Origin of the sequence: Citrobacter sp. Cpo126, from assembly GCF_030332445.1 — a bacterium.
In the GTDB taxonomy this organism is placed as follows: domain Bacteria; phylum Pseudomonadota; class Gammaproteobacteria; order Enterobacterales; family Enterobacteriaceae; genus Citrobacter; species Citrobacter portucalensis.
The window spans coordinates 288,437-307,487 of sequence record NZ_JAOWHT010000043.1; the positions used below are offsets into that span (position 1 = coordinate 288,437).

General features: G+C 55.0%; 17 protein-coding genes. 15 read left to right on the plus strand and 2 right to left on the minus strand.

The annotated features are described in order from the left end of the window. The first annotated feature begins 6 nt into the window (after nt 1–6). The 12 genes from nuoB to nuoN all read left to right on the plus strand — a co-directional run bounded on the left by nuoB (nt 7) and on the right by nuoN (nt 14,680). Nucleotides 7–669 (plus strand): NADH-quinone oxidoreductase subunit NuoB, encoded by a 663-nt coding sequence (gene nuoB / locus OGY17_RS21960; RefSeq protein ID WP_003028075.1) that lies wholly within the window; start codon nt 7–9, stop codon nt 667–669. Between the two features lie 85 nt (nt 670–754). After that, nucleotides 755–2,557, plus strand: a complete 1,803-nt coding sequence (gene nuoC, locus OGY17_RS21965; RefSeq protein WP_003834757.1) for an NADH-quinone oxidoreductase subunit C/D — start codon at nt 755–757, stop codon at nt 2,555–2,557. A gap of 2 nt (nt 2,558–2,559) precedes the next feature. After that, on the plus strand, nt 2,560–3,060 hold the full coding sequence (nuoE, locus tag OGY17_RS21970; RefSeq protein ID WP_003028069.1) for an NADH-quinone oxidoreductase subunit NuoE: 501 nt from the start codon (nt 2,560–2,562) through the stop codon (nt 3,058–3,060). Then, entirely contained in the window at nt 3,057–4,394 is a 1,338-nt protein-coding gene (gene nuoF / locus OGY17_RS21975) for an NADH-quinone oxidoreductase subunit NuoF (protein ID WP_003834753.1), read from the plus strand. The genes nuoE and nuoF overlap by 4 nt, the downstream gene beginning before the upstream one ends. A gap of 80 nt (nt 4,395–4,474) precedes the next feature. After that, nucleotides 4,475–7,201, plus strand: coding sequence for an NADH-quinone oxidoreductase subunit NuoG (gene nuoG, locus OGY17_RS21980; RefSeq protein WP_191215532.1), 2,727 nt, complete (start codon nt 4,475–4,477; stop codon nt 7,199–7,201). After that, on the plus strand, nt 7,198–8,175 hold the full coding sequence (gene nuoH / locus OGY17_RS21985; RefSeq protein WP_003028063.1) for an NADH-quinone oxidoreductase subunit NuoH: 978 nt from the start codon (nt 7,198–7,200) through the stop codon (nt 8,173–8,175). The genes nuoG and nuoH overlap by 4 nt, the downstream gene beginning before the upstream one ends. A 14-nt stretch (nt 8,176–8,189) precedes the next feature. Further along, a complete protein-coding gene (nuoI, locus tag OGY17_RS21990; protein ID WP_003028062.1) occupies nt 8,190–8,732 on the plus strand; it encodes an NADH-quinone oxidoreductase subunit NuoI in 543 nt (180 codons plus the stop codon). A gap of 11 nt (nt 8,733–8,743) precedes the next feature. Next, nucleotides 8,744–9,298 carry an NADH-quinone oxidoreductase subunit J gene (gene nuoJ, locus OGY17_RS21995; RefSeq protein WP_003028059.1) on the plus strand — a complete coding sequence of 185 codons (555 nt, stop codon included), beginning with the start codon at nt 8,744–8,746 and terminating at the stop codon, nt 9,296–9,298. Next, nucleotides 9,295–9,597 carry an NADH-quinone oxidoreductase subunit NuoK gene (gene nuoK / locus OGY17_RS22000; RefSeq protein ID WP_000612644.1) on the plus strand — a complete coding sequence of 101 codons (303 nt, stop codon included), beginning with the start codon at nt 9,295–9,297 and terminating at the stop codon, nt 9,595–9,597. The genes nuoJ and nuoK overlap by 4 nt, the downstream gene beginning before the upstream one ends. After that, nucleotides 9,594–11,435: an NADH-quinone oxidoreductase subunit L gene (nuoL, locus tag OGY17_RS22005; protein ID WP_003834744.1), complete on the plus strand. Its 1,842-nt coding sequence runs from the start codon at nt 9,594–9,596 to the stop codon at nt 11,433–11,435. Before nuoK ends, nuoL begins: the two co-directional genes overlap by 4 nt. Before the next feature lie 251 nt (nt 11,436–11,686). Beyond that, entirely contained in the window at nt 11,687–13,216 is a 1,530-nt protein-coding gene (gene nuoM / locus OGY17_RS22010; protein ID WP_003027692.1) for an NADH-quinone oxidoreductase subunit M, read from the plus strand. A gap of 6 nt (nt 13,217–13,222) precedes the next feature. Continuing rightward, nucleotides 13,223–14,680: an NADH-quinone oxidoreductase subunit NuoN gene (gene nuoN, locus OGY17_RS22015; protein ID WP_003027689.1), complete on the plus strand. Its 1,458-nt coding sequence runs from the start codon at nt 13,223–13,225 to the stop codon at nt 14,678–14,680. A 58-nt stretch (nt 14,681–14,738) separates the two neighbouring features. Here the strand turns inward: nuoN and OGY17_RS22020 are convergent, their stop codons facing one another. Both OGY17_RS22020 and rbn read right to left on the minus strand, forming a co-directional pair. Then, the gene (locus OGY17_RS22020; RefSeq protein WP_128317425.1) at nt 14,739–15,743 is read right to left on the minus strand and encodes a chemotaxis protein; all 1,005 of its coding nucleotides are present in this window, start codon (nt 15,741–15,743) and stop codon (nt 14,739–14,741) included. Nucleotides 15,744–15,807: 64 nt separating this feature from the next. Next, nucleotides 15,808–16,725 carry a ribonuclease BN gene (rbn, locus tag OGY17_RS22025; RefSeq protein WP_286608334.1) on the minus strand — a complete coding sequence of 306 codons (918 nt, stop codon included), beginning with the start codon at nt 16,723–16,725 and terminating at the stop codon, nt 15,808–15,810. Nucleotides 16,726–16,792: 67 nt separating this feature from the next. On the opposite strand from rbn, the gene OGY17_RS22030 reads away from it, so the two are divergent. The 3 genes from OGY17_RS22030 (at nt 16,793) to menF (ending at nt 19,026) form a co-directional block, all read left to right on the plus strand. Then, the gene (locus OGY17_RS22030) at nt 16,793–17,254 is read left to right on the plus strand and encodes a GNAT family N-acetyltransferase (RefSeq protein ID WP_008785342.1); all 462 of its coding nucleotides are present in this window, start codon (nt 16,793–16,795) and stop codon (nt 17,252–17,254) included. 63 nt (nt 17,255–17,317) lie between these two features. Next, on the plus strand, nt 17,318–17,623 hold the full coding sequence (gene elaB / locus OGY17_RS22035) for a stress response protein ElaB (protein WP_003027683.1): 306 nt from the start codon (nt 17,318–17,320) through the stop codon (nt 17,621–17,623). Between the two features lie 104 nt (nt 17,624–17,727). Next, nucleotides 17,728–19,026 (plus strand): isochorismate synthase MenF, encoded by a 1,299-nt coding sequence (gene menF, locus OGY17_RS22040; RefSeq protein WP_286608336.1) that lies wholly within the window; start codon nt 17,728–17,730, stop codon nt 19,024–19,026. The last annotated feature ends 25 nt before the right edge of the window (nt 19,027–19,051 follow it).

Genomic DNA, 19,051 nt, shown 5'->3' on the forward strand with positions numbered 1-19,051 from the left:
ATTAAGATGGATTATACGCTCACCCGCATAGATCCTAACGGTGAGAACGACCGTTACCCCCTGCAAAAACAGGAGATCGTAACCGACCCCCTGGAACAAGAAGTTAACAAAAACGTGTTCATGGGCAAACTGCATGACATGGTTAACTGGGGCCGTAAAAACTCAATTTGGCCATATAACTTTGGCCTTTCCTGCTGCTACGTTGAGATGGTGACCTCATTTACCGCCGTGCACGATGTGGCCCGTTTTGGTGCGGAAGTACTGCGTGCATCGCCGCGTCAGGCTGACCTGATGGTCGTAGCCGGAACCTGCTTTACCAAAATGGCACCAGTTATTCAGCGCCTCTACGATCAGATGCTGGAACCGAAATGGGTTATTTCCATGGGCGCATGCGCCAACTCCGGCGGTATGTACGACATCTATTCTGTGGTGCAGGGCGTTGATAAATTTATTCCGGTCGATGTGTACATCCCGGGATGTCCGCCGCGCCCAGAAGCGTATATGCAGGCTCTGATGCTGCTGCAAGATTCCATTGGCAAAGAACGCCGTCCGCTCTCCTGGGTGGTTGGCGATCAGGGCGTTTATCGCGCCAATATGCAGTCAGAACGCGAGCGTAAACGCGGCGAACGTATTGCTGTAACGAATCTTCGTACACCAGACGAGATTTAATTTGCGCCTGTCGGCAGCAGCACTTCCTTCGCTTATCACTACATAAATAGCGCGAAGCACTGCCGACCACCACGGACCATTTGCAATGGTGAACAATATGACCGACTTAACCGCGCAAGACGCCGTATGGCAAACACGGGATCACCTTGATGACCCGGTCATTGGCGAACTGCGCAACCGTTTTGGGCCGGATGCCTTTACCGTTCAGGCGACTCGCACCGGGGTACCCGTTGTTTGGGTCAAGCGTGAACAATTACTGGAAGTTGGCGATTTCTTAAAGAGACTGCCGAAACCTTACGTCATGCTGTTTGACTTACACGGCATGGACGAACGTCTGCGTACGCACCGCGAAGGGTTACCTGCCGCGGATTTTTCCGTTTTCTATCACCTGATCTCCATTGAACGCAATCGCGATATCATGCTCAAGGTGGCTTTGTCTGAAAACGATCTGCGCGTACCGACTTTCACCAAACTGTTCCCGAACGCCAACTGGTATGAGCGTGAAACCTGGGAAATGTTTGGCATCGATATCGAAGGTCACCCGCACCTGACGCGTCTGTTGATGCCGCATACCTGGGAAGGTCATCCGCTGCGTAAAGACTACCCGGCGCGTGCGACCGAATTCGATCCGTTTGAGCTGACTAAAGCTAAACAGGATCTGGAAATGGAAGCGCTGACCTTCAAACCAGAAGATTGGGGTATGAAGCGTAGCACCGAAAATGAGGACTTCATGTTCCTCAATCTCGGTCCTAACCACCCGTCTTCTCACGGTGCTTTCCGTATTGTGCTGCAGCTTGATGGCGAAGAAATCGTCGACTGCGTACCTGACATCGGCTACCACCACCGTGGCGCTGAAAAGATGGGTGAACGTCAGTCCTGGCACAGCTACATTCCGTACACCGACCGTATTGAGTACCTCGGCGGCTGCGTAAACGAAATGCCTTACGTTCTGGCCGTTGAGAAGCTGGCTGGTATCACCACGCCGGATCGCGTCAACGTGATTCGCGTGATGTTGTCCGAACTGTTCCGTATCAACAGCCACCTGCTGTACATCTCCACGTTCATTCAGGACGTCGGCGCGATGACCCCGGTATTCTTCGCCTTTACCGACCGTCAGAAAATCTATGACGTGGTGGAAGCGATCACCGGTTTCCGTATGCACCCGGCCTGGTTCCGTATCGGCGGTGTGGCACACGATCTGCCGCGCGGTTGGGACAAGCTGCTGCGTGACTTCCTCGACTGGATGCCAAAACGTCTGGATTCTTACGAGAAAGCCGCACTGCGTAACACCATCCTGAAAGGCCGTTCGCAGGGCGTTGCCGCTTACGGTAAGAAAGAAGCGCTGGACTGGGGTTGTACCGGTGCTGCGCTGCGCGCGACCGGTATTGATTTCGACGTGCGTAAAGCGCGTCCGTACTCTGGCTACGAAAACTTTGACTTTGAAGTCCCGGTTGGCGGCGGCGTTTCTGACTGCTATACCCGCGTGATGCTGAAAGTTGAAGAGCTGCGCCAGAGTCTGCGCATCCTTGAGCAGTGCCTCAATAACATGCCGGAAGGCCCGTTCAAAGCGGATCACCCGCTGACGACGCCGCCGCCGAAAGAGCGCACGCTGCAACATATCGAAACCCTTATCACCCACTTCCTGCAGGTTTCGTGGGGGCCGGTTATGCCGGCAAACGAGTCTTTCCAGATGGTGGAAGCGACCAAGGGTATCAACAGTTACTACCTGACCAGCGATGGCAGCACCATGAGTTACCGTACCCGTATCCGTACCCCGAGCTATGCGCACCTGCAGCAGATCCCGGTAGCGGTACGTGGCAGCCTGGTGTCCGACTTAATCGTCCATCTGGGTAGTATCGATTTTGTTATGTCAGATGTGGACCGCTAATTATGCACGAGAATCAACAACCACAAACCGAGGCTTTTGAGCTGAGTGCGGCTGAGCGTGAAGCGATTGAGCACGAGAAGCACCACTACGAAGACCCGCGTGCGGCGTCCATTGAAGCGCTGAAAATCGTTCAGAAACAGCGTGGCTGGGTGCCGGATGGGGCGATCTATGCGATCGCTGATGTGCTGGGTATTCCGGCAAGCGACGTAGAAGGTGTTGCTACGTTTTATAGCCAGATCTTCCGCCAGCCGGTAGGTCGCCACGTGATCCGCTATTGCGACAGCGTGGTGTGCCATATCAACGGTTACCAGGGGATCCAGGCCGCGCTTGAGAAAAAACTCAACATCAAGCCGGGGCAGACGACCTTTGATGGTCGCTTTACGCTGCTGCCGACCTGTTGCCTGGGGAACTGCGATAAAGGGCCAAACATGATGATCGATGAGGATACTCACGCTCACCTGACCCCGGAAGGCATTCCCGAACTGCTGGAGCGGTATAAATGAAAGACATTATCCGTACTCCCGAAACCCATCCGCTGACCTGGCGTCTGCGTGATGACAAACAGCCGGTCTGGCTGGACGAATACCGTAGCAAGAACGGCTACGAAGGTGCGCGTAAGGCCCTGACCGGGCTGTCACCGGACGAAATCGTTAATCAGGTAAAAGACGCTGGCCTGAAAGGGCGCGGCGGCGCGGGCTTTTCCACCGGTCTGAAGTGGAGCCTGATGCCGAAAGACGAATCCATGAACATCCGTTACCTGCTGTGTAACGCCGATGAAATGGAGCCGGGCACCTATAAAGACCGTCTGCTGATGGAACAGCTGCCGCACCTGCTGGTGGAAGGCATGCTGATTTCCGCGTTTGCGCTGAAAGCGTACCGTGGTTACATCTTCCTGCGCGGTGAATATATCGAAGCAGCCGTGCATCTGCGTCGCGCGATCGCCGAAGCGACCGAAGCCGGTCTGCTTGGCAAAAACATCATGGGCACCGGTTTCGACTTCGAACTGTTTGTCCACACCGGGGCAGGGCGTTACATCTGCGGTGAAGAAACCGCGCTGATCAACTCCCTCGAAGGTCGCCGTGCTAACCCACGTTCCAAGCCGCCGTTCCCGGCAAGCTCTGGCGCATGGGGCAAACCGACCTGCGTAAACAACGTCGAAACCCTGTGTAACGTACCGGCTATCCTCGCGAACGGCGTGGAGTGGTACCAGAACATTTCGAAGAGCAAAGACGCGGGCACCAAGCTGATGGGCTTCTCTGGTCGCGTAAAGAATCCTGGCCTGTGGGAACTGCCTTTCGGTACTACCGCGCGTGAGATCCTCGAAGATTACGCGGGTGGCATGCGCGATGGACTGAAGTTCAAAGCCTGGCAGCCAGGCGGCGCAGGGACTGACTTCCTGACCGAAGCACACCTCGATCTGCCGATGGAATTCGAAAGCATTGGTAAAGCAGGTAGCCGTCTGGGCACCGCGCTGGCCATGGCTGTCGATCACGAGATTGGCATGGTTCCTCTGGTGCGTAACCTCGAAGAGTTCTTTGCCCGCGAGTCCTGCGGCTGGTGTACGCCGTGCCGTGACGGTCTGCCGTGGAGTGTGAAAATTCTGCGCGCGCTGGAGCGTGGCGAAGGCCAGCCAGGGGATATCGAGACACTTGAGCAATTGTGTCGTTTCCTCGGCCCGGGTAAAACCTTCTGTGCACACGCACCGGGCGCAGTGGAACCGCTGCAGAGCGCCATTAAATATTTCCGCGAAGAATTCGAAGCTGGCATCAAGCAGTCCTTCAGCAATACCCATCAGATTGGTGGTATTCAGCCGAACCTGCTGAAAGAGCGCTGGTGATTACAGGGTTAGCCCTGTGTCGCGATAAGAAATTCGATTAACGCTCGGTTACGACCGAGCCAACTGGAAGCATGCTGACTATGGCTACGATTCATGTAGACGGCAAAGAATATGAGGTCAACGGAGCGGACAACCTGCTGGAAGCTTGTCTGTCTCTCGGCCTTGATATTCCGTACTTTTGCTGGCACCCGGCGCTGGGAAGCGTCGGTGCTTGCCGCCAGTGTGCGGTGAAGCAATATCAAAACGCGGAAGACACGCGTGGTCGCCTGGTGATGTCTTGTATGACACCGGCCACCGAAGGCACCTTTATTTCTATTGATGATGAAGAAGCGAAACAGTTCCGCGAAAGCGTCGTGGAGTGGTTGATGACTAACCACCCGCACGACTGTCCGGTCTGTGAAGAGGGCGGCAACTGCCACCTGCAGGATATGACCGTCATGACCGGTCACAGTTTCCGTCGCTACCGCTTCACGAAGCGTACTCACCGTAACCAGGACCTGGGGCCGTTCATCTCTCACGAAATGAACCGCTGCATCGCCTGCTATCGCTGCGTACGTTACTACAAAGATTACGCCGATGGCGCGGATCTGGGTGTCTATGGCGCACATGACAACGTCTACTTCGGTCGCCCGGAAGACGGTACGCTCGAAAGCGAGTTCTCTGGTAACCTGGTAGAAATTTGCCCGACCGGCGTCTTCACTGATAAAACGCACTCCGAGCGTTATAACCGTAAATGGGACATGCAGTTTGCGCCGAGCATCTGCCAGCAGTGTTCCATCGGCTGTAACACCAGCCCGGGCGAACGCTACGGTGAACTGCGTCGTATCGAAAACCGTTATAACGGTACCGTTAACCACTACTTCCTCTGCGACCGTGGTCGTTTTGGCTATGGTTACGTGAACCTGAAAGACCGTCCGCGTCAGCCGGTACAGCGTCGTGGCGATGACCTGATCACGCTCAACGCCGAGCAGGCGATGCAGGGCGCGGCAGATATTCTGCGTCAGTCGAAGAAAGTAATTGGTATCGGCTCCCCGCGCGCCAGCGTTGAAAGTAACTTCGCGCTGCGTGAATTGGTGGGTGCGGATAACTTCTATACCGGTATCGCCCAGGGCGAGCAGGAACGTCTGCAACTGGCACTGAGCGTGCTGCGTGACGGCGGGATTCATACTCCGGCACTGCGCGAAATCGAATCTTATGATGCGGTTCTGGTGCTGGGCGAAGATGTCACCCAGACCGGCGCACGCGTTGCGCTGGCAGTGCGTCAGGCGGTGAAAGGTAAAGCGCGTGAAATGGCGGCGGCACAGAAAGTGGCTGACTGGCAGATCGCAGCAATCCTTAACATCGGCCAGCGTGCTAAGCACCCGCTGTTCGTTACCAACGTCGATAACACCCGTCTGGATGACATCGCCGCATGGACCTATCGTGCACCGGTTGAAGATCAGGCGCGTTTAGGTTTCGCTATCGCTCATGCGCTGGATAACAACGCTCCGGCGGTTGACGGTATCGACCGTGACCTGCAAAACAAAATTGACGTTATCGTTCAGGCACTGGCCGGGGCGAAGAAACCACTGATTATTTCCGGCACCAACGCCGGTAGCGCCGAAGTGATTCAGGCGGCTGCCAACGTGGCGAAGGCGCTGAAAGGCCGTGGCGCAGACGTCGGCATCACCATGATTGCTCGCTCTGTTAACAGCATGGGCCTGGGTATGATTGGCGGTGGTTCCCTTGACGATGCGCTGACCGAGCTGGAAACAGGTCGTGCTGACGCCGTTGTGGTGCTGGAGAATGACCTGCATCGCCATGCTTCAGCAACGCGTGTGAACGCAGCGCTGGCGAAAGCGCCGCTGGTACTGGTCATTGACCATCAGCGTACGGCAATTATGGAAAACGCTCATCTGGTGCTTTCCGCCGCAAGCTTCGCCGAAAGCGATGGTACGGTGATTAACAACGAAGGCCGCGCTCAGCGTTTCTTCCAGGTCTACGACCCGTCCTACTACGACAGTAACACCGTGATGCTGGAAAGCTGGCGCTGGCTGCACTCGCTGCACAGCACCGTGCAGAGCCGCGAAGTGGACTGGACGCAGCTCGACCACGTTATCGAAGCGGTCGTTGAGAAGCTGCCGCAACTGGCGGGTATCAAAGATGCCGCGCCGGACGCAAGCTTCCGTATCCGTGGACAGAAATTGGCTCGTGAACCGCACCGCTACAGCGGTCGTACCGCAATGCGCGCCAACATCAGCGTACACGAACCGCGCCAGCCGCAGGACAAAGACACAATGTTCGCCTTCTCTATGGAAGGGAACAACCAACCGTCTGCGCCGCGTTCACAAATTCCGTTTGCCTGGGCTCCGGGCTGGAACTCCCCACAGGCGTGGAACAAGTTCCAGGATGAAGTGGGCGGTAAACTGCGTCATGGCGATCCGGGCGTGCGTCTGATCGAAGCTTCTGCAGATGGTATGGATTACTTCACTACCGTTCCGGCGAGCTTCCAGGCTCAGGATGGGCAGTGGCGTATCGCGCCGTACTACCATCTGTTCGGCAGCGACGAAATGTCCCAGCGTGCGCCGGTCTTCCAGACCCGTATGCCGCAGCCGTACATCAAACTCAACCCGGCTGATGCCGCGAAGTTGGGTGTTAATGCCGGTACGCGCGTTTCTTTCAGCTACGATGGCAACACGGTTACGCTGCCGGTTGAAATCGCTGAAGGATTAACGGCAGGGCAGGTTGGTTTGCCGATGGGTATGCCTGGCATCGCGCCGGTTCTGGCAGGTGCGCGTCTTGAGGATCTGCAGGAGGCACAACAATGAGTTGGATTACACCCGATCTGATTGAGATCCTGCTGAGCATTCTCAAAGCGGTCGTGATCCTGCTGGTGGTGGTCACCTGCGGGGCATTCATGAGCTTTGGCGAACGTCGTCTGCTGGGTCTGTTCCAGAACCGTTACGGACCGAACCGTGTTGGCTGGGGCGGTTCGCTCCAGCTGGTTGCGGACATGATCAAGATGTTCTTTAAAGAAGACTGGATCCCGAAATTCTCGGATCGCGTCATCTTTACCCTGGCACCGATGATCGCCTTTACCTCGCTACTGCTGGCTTTCGCCATCGTGCCGGTGAGTCCGAACTGGGTGGTTGCTGACCTGAACATCGGGATCCTGTTCTTCCTGATGATGGCGGGCCTCGCGGTATACGCGGTGCTGTTCGCCGGCTGGTCCAGTAACAACAAATACTCCCTGCTCGGTGCGATGCGTGCGTCTGCGCAGACGCTGAGTTACGAAGTGTTCCTCGGGCTTTCCCTGATGGGCGTGGTGGCGCAGGCCGGTTCATTTAACATGACCGACATCGTCAACAACCAGGCTGATATCTGGAACGTTATTCCGCAGTTCTTTGGTTTTGTCACCTTTGCCATCGCGGGCGTGGCGGTGTGCCACCGTCACCCGTTTGACCAGCCAGAAGCCGAGCAGGAACTGGCCGACGGTTACCACATTGAATATTCCGGTATGAAATTCGGTTTGTTCTTCGTGGGTGAATACATCGGTATCGTCACCATTTCTGCACTGATGGTTACCCTGTTCTTCGGTGGCTGGCATGGCCCGTTCTTACCGCCATTCGTCTGGTTCGCGCTGAAAACCGCGTTCTTCATGATGATGTTCATTTTGATTCGTGCGTCGTTACCGCGTCCTCGTTATGACCAGGTAATGTCCTTCGGCTGGAAAGTCTGTCTGCCGCTGACGCTCGTCAACTTGCTGGTAACGGCGGCTGTCATTCTCTGGCAGGCGCAATAAGGGACACAAAGACCATGACCTTAAAAGAATTGTTCGTAGGTTTCGGCACCCAGGTACGTAGTATCTGGATGATCGGCCTGCATGCGTTCGCGAAACGCGAAACGCAGATGTATCCGGAAGAGCCGGTCTATCTACCGCCCCGTTTTCGTGGTCGTATCGTTCTGACTCGTGATCCAGACGGTGAAGAGCGCTGCGTTGCCTGTAACCTGTGTGCGGTAGCGTGTCCGGTAGGCTGTATTTCTCTGCAAAAAGCAGAGACCAAAGATGGCCGCTGGTATCCGGAGTTTTTCCGCATTAACTTCTCACGCTGCATTTTCTGCGGCCTGTGCGAAGAAGCCTGTCCGACTACGGCTATTCAGCTGACTCCAGATTTCGAGCTGGGTGAGTACAAGCGCCAGGACCTGGTTTACGAGAAAGAGGATCTGCTGATCTCCGGTCCGGGCAAATACCCGGAATATAACTTCTACCGGATGGCAGGTATGGCAATCGACGGCAAAGATAAGGGCGAAGCAGAGAACGAAGCTAAGCCTATCGACGTCAAGAGCCTGTTACCGTAAGGAGAGGGGCAATGGAGTTCGCTTTTTATATCTGTGGCCTGATAGCCATTCTCGCAACCTTGCGGGTGATCACCCACACCAATCCGGTACACGCGTTGCTGTACCTGATTATTTCGCTGCTGGCGATTTCTGGGGTGTTCTTCTCGTTAGGCGCTTACTTCGCTGGTGCGCTGGAAATTATCGTCTACGCGGGCGCCATCATGGTGCTGTTCGTGTTCGTGGTGATGATGCTCAACCTTGGTGGTTCTGAAATTGAACAGGAACGTCAGTGGCTGAAACCGCAGGTGTGGATTGGTCCGGCGATTCTGTCGGCCATTATGCTGGTGGTTATTGTTTACGCCATTCTGGGCGTTAACGATCAGGGCATCGACGGCACGCCAATTAGCGCGAAAGCAGTCGGTATTTCCCTGTTCGGACCGTATGTACTGGCGGTTGAACTGGCTTCGATGCTGCTGCTGGCGGGTCTGGTTGTGGCCTTCCACGTAGGGCGCGAAGAGCGTTCTGGTGAAGTGCTGAGCAATCGCACCGATGACCGCGCGAAAAGAAAAACGGAGGAGCACGCATGATCCCCTTACAACATGGACTGATCCTCGCTGCGATCTTATTCGTGCTGGGCTTAACCGGTCTGGTTATCCGCCGCAATCTGCTGTTTATGCTGATCGGGCTGGAAATCATGATTAACGCCTCCGCGTTGGCCTTTGTGGTCGCCGGAAGCTACTGGGGCCAGACCGATGGTCAGGTGATGTATATTCTCGCCATCAGCCTTGCGGCTGCCGAAGCGAGCATTGGGCTTGCGCTGTTGCTGCAACTTCATCGCCGTCGCCAGAACCTGAACATCGATTCAGTAAGTGAGATGCGTGGATGAACATGCTTGCCTTAACCATTATTCTGCCATTTATTGGCTTTGTATTACTGGCGTTTTCTCGTGGTCGTTGGTCAGAAAATCTGTCCGCTACCGTGGGTGTCGGGTCGATCGGTCTGGCTGCGCTGGTTACTGCGTTTGTTGGCGTTGATTTCTTTGCCAATGGCCAGCAGGCTTACAGCCAGCCGCTGTGGACGTGGATGTCAGTCGGCGACTTCAACATCGGTTTTAACCTGGTGCTGGACGGCCTGTCGCTGACCATGCTCTCCGTGGTGACCGGCGTTGGTTTCCTGATCCACATGTTCGCCTCCTGGTATATGCGCGGAGAAGAGGGCTATTCTCGTTTCTTCGCCTACACCAACCTGTTTATCGCCAGCATGGTGGTTCTGGTGCTGGCGGATAACCTGCTGCTGATGTACCTCGGCTGGGAAGGCGTGGGCCTGTGCTCCTATCTGCTGATTGGTTTCTACTACACCGATCCGAAGAATGGCGCTGCGGCAATGAAAGCCTTCGTGGTAACCCGTGTTGGTGACGTATTCCTGGCGTTCGCGCTGTTCATCCTCTACAACGAGCTGGGCACGCTGAACTTCCGCGAAATGGTGGAACTGGCGCCTGCGCACTTTGCAGACGGTAACAACATGCTGATGTGGGCAACCCTGATGCTGCTGGGCGGTGCGGTCGGTAAATCTGCACAGCTGCCGTTGCAGACCTGGCTTGCTGATGCGATGGCCGGCCCGACGCCTGTCTCCGCGTTGATCCACGCCGCGACGATGGTTACCGCTGGTGTCTACCTGATAGCCCGTACGCACGGCCTGTTCCTGATGACGCCTGAAATCCTGCACCTGGTGGGGATTATCGGTGCTATCACTCTGGTGCTGGCGGGTTTTGCTGCGCTGGTACAGACCGACATCAAACGCGTTCTTGCGTACTCTACCATGAGCCAGATTGGTTATATGTTCCTGGCTCTTGGCGTACAGGCGTGGGATGCGGCGATTTTCCACCTGATGACGCACGCCTTCTTTAAAGCGTTGCTGTTCCTGGCATCCGGCTCGGTTATCCTGGCTTGCCACCACGAACAGAACATCTTCAAGATGGGCGGTCTGCGTAAGTCAATTCCGCTGGTGTATCTCTGCTTCCTGATCGGTGGCGCGGCGCTGTCGGCTCTGCCGCTGATTACAGCTGGCTTCTTCAGTAAGGATGAGATTCTGGCCGGTGCAATGGCGAATGGTCATATTAATCTGATGGTTGCAGGTCTGGTCGGTGCATTCATGACCTCTCTGTACACCTTCCGTATGATTTTCATCGTGTTCCACGGTAAAGAACAAATTCACGCCCACGCAGGGAAGGGGATTACCCATCATCTGCCGCTGATTGTGCTGATGATCCTGTCCACCTTCGTTGGCGCGCTGATTGTGCCGCCGCTGCAGGGTGTACTGCCTGCGACGACCGAGCTTGAGCATGGTCGCGTTATGACGCTGGAAATTACCTCCGGTATCGTAGCGATTGCAGGCATCCTGATCGCAGCATGGCTGTGGCTGGGTAAACGCACGCTGGTGACGTCGATTGCTAACAGTGCGCCGGGCCGCCTGCTGGGTACCTGGTGGTATAACGCCTGGGGCTTCGATTGGCTGTACGACAAAGTGTTCGTCAAGCCGTTCCTGGGTGTTGCCTGGTTGCTGAAACGCGATCCGCTCAACTCAATGATGAACATCCCGGCGATCCTTTCCCGCTTTGCAGGTAAAGGCCTGCTGTTGAGCGAGAACGGTTATCTGCGCTGGTATGTTGCATCAATGAGCATCGGCGCCGTCGTTGTGCTGGCACTGTTGATGGTACTGCGTTGAGTTTGTTGGCTGGATGAACGATTGCCGGATGGCGCTGCGCTTATCCGGCCTACAAACCCAAAAATAATTTTTAGAATTCGTTGAAAATCTGTTCCTGATGTACAGGCGTCATCGGCGAAGTCAGACCGGAGACCGCCAGCGCAGAGCAACCGGAGCGTACTGAAGTACGTGAGGATTGCGAGCACTGCCGGGATTTGGGCTGACGAGTGAGATAGCCTGAGCAGGAGTAAATATAAGGGACATACTTAGCTATGTTATTACCCTGGTTGATATTAATTCCCTTTATCGGTGGCTTCCTGTGCTGGCAGACCGAACGCTTTGGCGTGAAGGTGCCGCGCTGGATCGCGCTGATTACCATGGGATTGACGCTGGCGCTTGGCCTGCAACTCTGGTTGCAGGGCGGCTATTCACTGACGCAATCCGCTGGCATTCCGCAGTGGCAGTCTGAATTTGTCCTGCCGTGGATCCCACGTTTTGGCATCTCTATTCATCTGGCTATCGACGGTCTGTCGCTGCTGATGGTAGTGCTGACCGGTCTGCTCGGTGTTCTGGCGGTACTTTGCTCCTGGAATGAAATCGAAAAATACCAGGGCTTCTTCCATCTGAACCTGATGTGGATCTTAGGCGGCGTGATCGGCGTGTTCCTTGCCATCGACATGTTCCTGTTCTTCTTCTTCTGGGAAATGATGCTGGTGCCGATGTACTTCCTGATCGCGTTGTGGGGGCATAAAGCCTCTGACGGTAAAACGCGTATCACGGCGGCGACCAAGTTCTTCATTTATACCCAGGCGAGTGGTCTGGTGATGTTGATTGCCATCCTGGCGCTGGTGTTTGTGCACTATAAAGCGACCGGTGTGTGGACCTTCAACTATGAAGAGCTGCTGAATACCCCGATGTCCCACGGTGTGGAATATCTGCTGATGCTGGGCTTCTTCATTGCCTTCGCGGTGAAAATGCCGGTAGTTCCGCTGCACGGCTGGTTGCCGGATGCGCACTCCCAGGCGCCGACCGCAGGTTCCGTTGACCTGGCGGGGATCTTGCTGAAAACCGCGGCTTACGGTCTGCTGCGCTTCTCTCTGCCGCTGTTCCCGAACGCGTCGGCTGAGTTTGCACCTATCGCAATGTGGCTGGGCGTTATCGGTATCTTCTACGGCGCGTGGATGGCCTTTAATCAGTACGATATCAAACGTCTGATCGCTTACACCTCCGTATCTCACATGGGCTTCGTACTGATTGCTATCTACACCGGCAGCCAGTTGGCGTACCAGGGGGCTGTTATCCAGATGATTGCGCACGGTCTGTCTGCAGCCGGTCTGTTCATTCTGTGTGGTCAGCTGTACGAACGTCTGCACACGCGTGATATGCGTATGATGGGCGGCCTGTGGGGCAAAATGAAATGGTTGCCTGCGCTGTCGATGTTCTTCGCAGTGTGTACGCTGGGTATGCCGGGTACAGGTAACTTCGTTGGCGAATTTATGATTCTGTTCGGCAGCTACCAGGTGGTTCCGGTCATTACCGTGATCTCGACCTTTGGTCTGGTGTTTGCCTCTGTTTACTCGCTGGCGATGCTGCATCGCGCTTACTTCGGTAAAGCGAAGAGCCAGATTGCCAGTGTTGAACTGCCAGGGATGTCGCTGCGTGAGCTGTTTATCATCCTGTTGCTGGTCGTGCTTCTGGTACTGCTTGGCTTCTATCCGCAGCCGATTCTGGATACCTCGCATTCTGCGATGAGCAACATCCAGCAGTGGTTTGTTAATTCCGTTACTACTACAAGGCCGTAAATCGCCATGACAATAACTCCACAACACCTGATTGCGCTGCTACCGCTGCTGATCGTCGGCTTGACGGTGGTGGTTGTGATGCTCTCCATTGCGTGGCGACGCAATCACTTCCTCAATGCCACGCTGTCGGTCATTGGGCTTAACGCCGCGCTGGTTTCGCTCTGGTTTGTTGGCCAGGCGGGCGCCATGGACGTCACCCCGCTGATGCGGGTTGACGGTTTCGCCATGCTCTACACCGGGCTGGTGCTGCTGGCGAGTCTTGCCACCTGTACCTTCGCTTACCCGTGGCTGGAAGGCTACGATGACAACCGGGAAGAGTTCTACCTGTTGGTGCTGATTGCCGCACTTGGCGGTATTCTGCTGGCTAACGCTAACCATCTGGCGGCGCTGTTCCTTGGTATTGAGCTGATCTCTCTGCCGCTGTTTGGTCTGGTTGGCTATGCGTTCCGTCAGAAACGTTCGCTGGAAGCCAGTATCAAATACACCATTCTGTCTGCCGCAGCGTCTTCCTTCCTGCTGTTCGGTATGGCGCTGGTGTACGCGCAGTCTGGTAATCTGTCGTTTGTTGCGCTCGGTAAGAGCCTCGGCGACGGCATGCTGCACGAACCGCTGCTGCTGGCGGGCTTCGGTCTGATGATTGTTGGCCTCGGCTTTAAACTCTCGCTGGTTCCGTTCCACCTGTGGACGCCAGACGTATACCAGGGCGCTCCGGCTCCGGTTTCCACCTTCCTGGCGACGGCGAGCAAAATCGCTATCTTCGGCGTGGTGATGCGTCTGTTCCTGTACGCACCGGTAGGAGATAGCGAAGCGGTACGTATCGTACTGGGCGTAATTGCCTTTGCTTCCATCATCTTCGGTAACCTGATGGCGCTGAGCCAGACCAATATTAAACGTCTGCTCGGTTACTCTTCTATCTCTCACCTCGGCTACCTGCTGGTGGCGCTTATTGCTCTGCAGAGCGGCGAGATGTCGATGGAAGCGGTTGGCGTTTACCTGGCCGGTTACCTGTTCAGCAGCCTCGGCGCGTTCGGTGTGGTCAGCCTGATGTCCAGCCCGTACCGCGGCCCGGATGCGGACTCTCTGTTCTCCTACCGTGGTCTGTTCTGGCATCGTCCGATCCTCGCGGCAGTGATGACGGTGATGATGCTGTCTCTGGCAGGTATCCCGATGACGCTGGGCTTTATCGGTAAGTTCTATGTACTGGCCGTCGGTGTGCAGGCTAACCTGTGGTGGCTGGTTGCCGCCGTGGTGGTCGGTTCTGCGATTGGTTTGTACTACTACCTGCGCGTTGCCGTAAGCTTGTACCTGAGCGCACCGCAGCAGCTGAACCGTGATGCGCCGTCTAACTGGCAGTACAGCGCGGGCGGTATCGTGGTGCTGATTTCTGCCCTGCTGGTACTGGTGCTGGGTATTTACCCGCAACCGCTGATCAGCATTGTGCAGTTAGCGACTCCGCTGATGTAAACGAAATGCAGAAACGAAAAAACCCGCCTTGGCGGGTTTTTTTATGCGTGAAATACGGTCAGTTTAATAGCTGACGGCTCACCAGCGGACCGCTGATGCCTTTCGCTGTGCGATCCATCACTTCCTGGATCACTGAAGAAAGCTCATTGACTTCGAATTTGGCCACGTAGCCATCCGCTTTTACTCGGCGAACGTGATCTTCGTTCGCGCTACCGGAAAGCGAAGAGTGGATAACGACCGGGATTTTCTTCAGACGTTCGTCGGTTTTTATCTTACGGGTAAGCGTAAAACCGTCCATCTCCGGCATTTCGAGATCGGTGAGAACCAGAGCGATCTTCTCACTGACAGGCTTGCCCTCCGCCAGCGCTTCTGCGGAAAGCAGCTGTATTTTTTCCCACGCATCCTGACCTGTTACATGCATCAGATGCGGGATCTCCATGGCGTTAAGCCCTTTTTCCAGCATTGCGCGGGCCACTTTGGAATCATCAGCCACAATCGCCACCGCACCCGGCGTTATGTTGAATTTATTGGTTTTCAGATCGGTTGCGCGCAGGTCGTGGTTCGCCGGTACGATGTCGTACAGGATCTGCTCAACGTCGAGCACCAGCGCCAGGTTGTTGGTCTCTTTGTTGTCGTCCAGGCAAGCGATACTGGTGATATAGCGACCATTAACGGCTTTCTCGGCGGTATGCACCTGTTGCCAGTCCAGGCGCATAATGTTTTCCACTGACTCCACAGCAAACGCCTGGACGCTGCGGGCATATTCTGTGATCAACAGGATGTTGAGTCCGGTCTCTGGCTTACAGCCCGCGACGGCGGGCAGGTCAATCACCGGGATCACCTGATCGCGAATATTAACCATACCCAGTAACGGGGCCTTCATACCCGCCGGACGCGTAAAGGTCGGCATCGGCACGATTTCACGCAGCTTGAATACGTTGATGCCAAACAGCTCTGATTTCTGCTCCTCAACAGATTTTCCGAGGCGAAACAGCAGCAGTTCAAAACGGTTAGACAGGGTTAGGTTTGTCCTGTCATCAATATCTTTCTGGAAATTGTTCATCCTGTCCTCAGTGTGAAAGCCAGCCTTTCCACTGTTATCGGCACTGAGGCGGAAAAATAGAGCGTTAAACGGTGAAAATGGCGAAATCGTGAGCCAGTGCCGTGTCTGGAAATATTGTTTTGCACTCTGCGAGTAAGCGCTGGCAGCCTTTTTCATCGTAGCGTGAGCTAACGTGGGTCATTATCAGACGTCCCACTCCGGCATCCAGCGCCAGCTGTGCGGCTTGTCGGGTTGAGCTGTGCCCGCGACTGTTTGCTTTTTCCTCCATTGAAGCGTCCAGCGTGGTTTCGTGTACCATGACATCTACACCTCGAGCCAGTTCAATGGCGGACGCGCAGGGTCCTGTGTCACCGAAAATAGCGACTGATTTTCCCCTGGTGGCCGGGGCGAGGAAGTCGGCGCCGTGGATCGTACCTCCATCTTCCAGCACGATGGTTTTCCCAGCTTTCAAATCCTGAAACCACGGGCCCGCTTTAACACCTGCCGCCTTCAGGGCATTGGCGTCAAGAGCCCCCGGTTTGTCGTGCTCTTGAATGCGAAAACCGTAGCATTCCAGCGGATGCGCCAGCGGGTAAGCCGTTACTTTTCGCAGGCCGTCATCCACAATCTCACCCGCGGTGATTTCTACAATATCCAGCGGATAATCGGTCCAGGAGCCGCTCAGACGCAATGCGGTTTCGGTAAACTCTCGCAACCCTTTTGGCCCGTAGAGCGTCAGAGGCTGGACATTGCCGGCCATTGAGCGACTGCATAGTAGCCCCGGTAAACCAAACAGGTGATCGCCGTGCAGATGGCTGATAAAAATACGATCGAGTTTTCCTGGATTGAAAGGCGTGGTGAGCATCTGATGCTGCGTCCCTTCGCCGCAATCAAAAAGCCACAGCCCCGCCTGAGTCGGGTGTTGCAGATTCAGTAAAATTGCCGTTACATTGCGTGAGCGCGTGGGGACTCCCGCAGACGTGCCTAAAAATAGTAATTCCATCTTTGCGTTACACTTTTCGCCATCAATAAGGCAGGGTGTTCAGGTTATCACAACATAGGGGCAGACAATGATTCACTGGCAAGATCTCCACCATGCAAAGCTGAGTACCCAACAACTGTACGCATTACTTCAGCTACGATGCGCGGTGTTTGTAGTTGAGCAACAGTGTCCGTACCAGGATGTGGATGGCGATGACTTGGCTGGAGAGAATCGGCATATTCTGGGCTGGCATAACGATGAGCTGGTGGCGTATGCGAGGATTCTGAAAAGCGATGACGAGCTGGAGCCGGTAGTGATTGGTCGGGTGATTGTAAGCGAAGCGCTGCGTGGTGAAAAACTGGGGCAACAGCTAATGGCCCAGACGCTGGCATCCTGCGCGCAACACTGGCCACACAAGGCGTTGTATCTGGGCGCGCAGGCGCATCTGCAATCGTTCTATGCGCGCTTTGGCTTTGTTCCGGTGACGGATATCTATGACGAAGATGGTATTCCACACGTCGGAATGGCGCGGGAAGCACATCAGGCGTAAACAGGCGCAATCAGTCCTGGTTGTCTATAGTTAGCGGGTACGTCAATAGAAAGGGAGAATATAATGTCTTTTCATTCTTATGAATCACGTATCGATGATGATCTGGAATTATTAAGTGAAACGCTGGAAGAGGTGCTGCGTTCTTCTGGCGACCCAGCAGATCAAAAATACCTTGAGTTAAAAGCGCGGGCAGAGCGGGCGTTAGAAGAGGTGAGAAATCGCGTCAGCCATGCTTCTGATAGCTACTATTACCGTGCGAAAAAAGCCGTTTGTCGGGCGGATGACTATGTGCACGAAAAACCCTGGCGCGGAATCGGCGTTGGCGCCACAGTCGGTTTAGTGATGGGATTATTGTTAGCGCGGCGATAAATTCCGTTCTGTCATCGCATTTGTACGTACTCCCTAACTGGGGGTACTGCTTTTTCTGCTCAGTACCCCGTATAATGAGAGGTTTTTAACAGGGAGAGGTCCGCGTGCATTCAATCACTACTGCGCTGGAAAGTCTGATGCGTCATTTATCGCAAGAGATGCCAGCAGCACCTGGAATTCGTATTTACGATATACCTTTTCCACTGAATGATGCGTTTGACGCTTTAGGATGGCTGGCCAGTCAACCCGTCTGGCCCCAGTTTTACTGGCAGCAGCGTAACGGCGATGAAGAAGCCGCCGTATTAGGGGCCGTCGCCGAATTTTCCTCGCTGGAATCAGCACAGCAATTTTTACATCAGCATGATAATCATCCCGACCTGCGCATCTGGGGCCTGAATGCCTTTGAGCCTCAGCGTGGCAATTTACTGCTGCCGCGGCTGGAGTGGCGACGTTGCGCCGGAGTGGCGAGCTTACGCTTACATCTCTATAGCGACGTGTCGCTACGTGAAGACGCTACACAAGCGATCGCCTTCATCTCATCGCTTGCTCCCGTAAAACCGCTCCCTGCATTGCGTTTGAATTTGACGGGAGAACAGCACTGGCCGGAGAAAGCTGGCTGGATAGACCTGATAAAACTCGCCACTCAAACGATCGCAGGAGAAGACCTCGATAAGGTCGTGCTGGCGCGGGCGACCGATTTACAGTTTTCTCAGTCGGTTAATGCCGCTGCCGTGATGGCTTCCAGCCGTCGCTTAAATCTGAACTGCTACCATTTCTTTATGGCATTCTCCGCCGACACCGCTTTTCTTGGCTCTTCTCCTGAACGTCTGTATCGACGACGTGATACGGCGCTGCGCACCGAGGCGCTGGCCGGAACCGTGGCCAATCACCCTGAGGATCATCGGGCCTGGCAATTGGGCGACTGGCTAATGAAAGATGATAAAAATCAGCGCGAGAATATGCTGGTGGTCGAAGATATTTGCCAGCGTCTGCAAGGCTGTACGCAAACTCTCGATGTGCTGCCACCGCAGGTGCTCAGGCTGCGTAAAGTGCAGCACCTGCGCCGTTGCATCTGGACGGAACTGAATCAGGCCGACGATATGCTTTGCCTGATGCAGCTTCAGCCCACGGCGGCAGTTGCCGGTATTCCGCGTGAGCTGGCGCGTGAATTCATCCAACAAAATGAACCCTTTGAACGCGAGTGGTATGCCGGTTCAGCGGGTTATCTTTCTTTGCGCCAAAGCGAGTTTTGTGTGTCATTGCGTTCAGCGAAAATTAGCGCAAACGTGGTACGCCTGTATGCCGGGGCAGGGATTGTACGTGGCTCAGATCCTGAGCAGGAATGGCAAGAAATAGACAATAAAGCGGCAGGGTTACGTACTTTATTACAGATGGAAGGATAGTGATTTCGTGTATATTTCCGATTCA

Excerpts from the sequence above, each read along its gene's own strand:
- nuoB (WP_003028075.1), top strand. The coding sequence starts at position 7 with ATGGATTATACGCTCACCCGCATAGATCCTAACGGTGAGAACGACCGT.
- nuoC (WP_003834757.1), top strand. The coding sequence starts at position 755 with ATGGTGAACAATATGACCGACTTAACCGCGCAAGACGCCGTATGGCAA.
- nuoE (WP_003028069.1), top strand. The coding sequence starts at position 2,560 with ATGCACGAGAATCAACAACCACAAACCGAGGCTTTTGAGCTGAGTGCG.
- nuoF (WP_003834753.1), top strand. The coding sequence starts at position 3,057 with ATGAAAGACATTATCCGTACTCCCGAAACCCATCCGCTGACCTGGCGT.
- nuoG (WP_191215532.1), top strand. The coding sequence starts at position 4,475 with ATGGCTACGATTCATGTAGACGGCAAAGAATATGAGGTCAACGGAGCG.
- nuoH (WP_003028063.1), top strand. The coding sequence starts at position 7,198 with ATGAGTTGGATTACACCCGATCTGATTGAGATCCTGCTGAGCATTCTC.
- nuoI (WP_003028062.1), top strand. The coding sequence starts at position 8,190 with ATGACCTTAAAAGAATTGTTCGTAGGTTTCGGCACCCAGGTACGTAGT.
- nuoJ (WP_003028059.1), top strand. The coding sequence starts at position 8,744 with ATGGAGTTCGCTTTTTATATCTGTGGCCTGATAGCCATTCTCGCAACC.
- nuoK (WP_000612644.1), top strand. The coding sequence starts at position 9,295 with ATGATCCCCTTACAACATGGACTGATCCTCGCTGCGATCTTATTCGTG.
- nuoL (WP_003834744.1), top strand. The coding sequence starts at position 9,594 with ATGAACATGCTTGCCTTAACCATTATTCTGCCATTTATTGGCTTTGTA.
- nuoM (WP_003027692.1), top strand. The coding sequence starts at position 11,687 with ATGTTATTACCCTGGTTGATATTAATTCCCTTTATCGGTGGCTTCCTG.
- nuoN (WP_003027689.1), top strand. The coding sequence starts at position 13,223 with ATGACAATAACTCCACAACACCTGATTGCGCTGCTACCGCTGCTGATC.
- OGY17_RS22020 (WP_128317425.1), bottom strand. The coding sequence starts at position 15,743 with ATGAACAATTTCCAGAAAGATATTGATGACAGGACAAACCTAACCCTG.
- rbn (WP_286608334.1), bottom strand. The coding sequence starts at position 16,725 with ATGGAATTACTATTTTTAGGCACGTCTGCGGGAGTCCCCACGCGCTCA.
- OGY17_RS22030 (WP_008785342.1), top strand. The coding sequence starts at position 16,793 with ATGATTCACTGGCAAGATCTCCACCATGCAAAGCTGAGTACCCAACAA.
- elaB (WP_003027683.1), top strand. The coding sequence starts at position 17,318 with ATGTCTTTTCATTCTTATGAATCACGTATCGATGATGATCTGGAATTA.